We start from the raw sequence: 1,049 nt of genomic DNA, 5'->3' as shown, positions 1-1,049 counted from the left end.
CACCCTGCGCGCGAGGTGGTGACCATGACCCACCACACCACCCCGACGACCGACCGGACGGCCACCCGACCGACCACCCCGGCGTCCGGCCGGTCGGTCACCCTGGCGACCGGGCCGATGACCGGTCGGGTGGTCACCGAGATGACCGCTGGGCGGCGTCGTGTTCACGTCTGCCGGGCGGTGTTCACCGCCCGCCGGGCACCCGACGGGATCGGGCACCAGCCGCCCGATCCGACCGGGGATCAGTCGCCCCGTGGCCAGCGGGAATCGACCCGATACACGGCACGGCGGGCGCCCCACAGCGGCCCCCGTCGTCTGGCCCGGTCCGGCCATGCCGGTAGTCACCTCGGCGGTCACCGCGACACCACGGCGGTGACCACGTGAACGAGCTGAACACGCCCACCCGATCCATGAACACCGACCCCAACTCGATGAACACCGCACCCGATCCGGTGAACACCGTGAACACGCCCATGAACACGGCGTCGGGCTCGGTGAACACCGCGCCCGGTGCGGTGAACGCCGTGAACACCGCCCGCGAGCCGGTGAACCCGACCGCTGGCAGTGCCAGGAGTCGGGGGCCGGTACGGCGTCGGCCCCAGCCCGACGCGGGGTCCGACTCCCGGGGCGCGGAGGTGCTGATGCTGCGCGGTGCCGCCCCCCGGCGGCGCGAGGGACCACCCCACGATGCGGACGCCGAACAGTGCGTGCTGGGCGCGATGCTGCTGTCCGCCGAAGCCGCCACCGACGTGGCCCAGGTGATGGACCCGTGCGACCACTACCAGCCCGCACACGAGACGATCCACCGCACCATCCAGACGATGTACGACGCCGGGCGGGCGGTGGACCCCATCACCGTCGCCCGCGAACTCGACCAGGCCGCAGACCTCCACCGGGTGGGCGGGGCCGAATACCTGCACGCCCTGGTGCACAAGGTTCCCAACCCCGCGCACGCCGCGTCCTACGCGGAGATCGTGCGGGACAAGGCCGCGCGGCGGCAGCTGATCGAGTGCGGCACCCGCCTGGTACAGGCCGCCTCCGCCGCCGAC

1 protein-coding gene is annotated in these 1,049 nt (G+C 73.1%); it reads left to right on the top strand.

Features of this window, described 5'->3' with window-relative positions:
• Positions 1-380 precede the first annotated feature (380 nt).
• Positions 381-1,049, top strand: a 669-nt coding sequence (locus JJV70_RS22275) for a DnaB-like helicase N-terminal domain-containing protein (protein WP_308294960.1), incomplete at its 3' end; no start/stop codon positions are given.

It is taken from the genome of Streptomyces sp. JJ66, assembly GCF_019303495.1.
In the GTDB taxonomy this organism is placed as follows: domain Bacteria; phylum Actinomycetota; class Actinomycetes; order Streptomycetales; family Streptomycetaceae; genus Streptomyces.
Note: the sequence above shows the minus strand (reverse complement) of the source record. Positions and strands in the feature narration are given on the sequence as shown.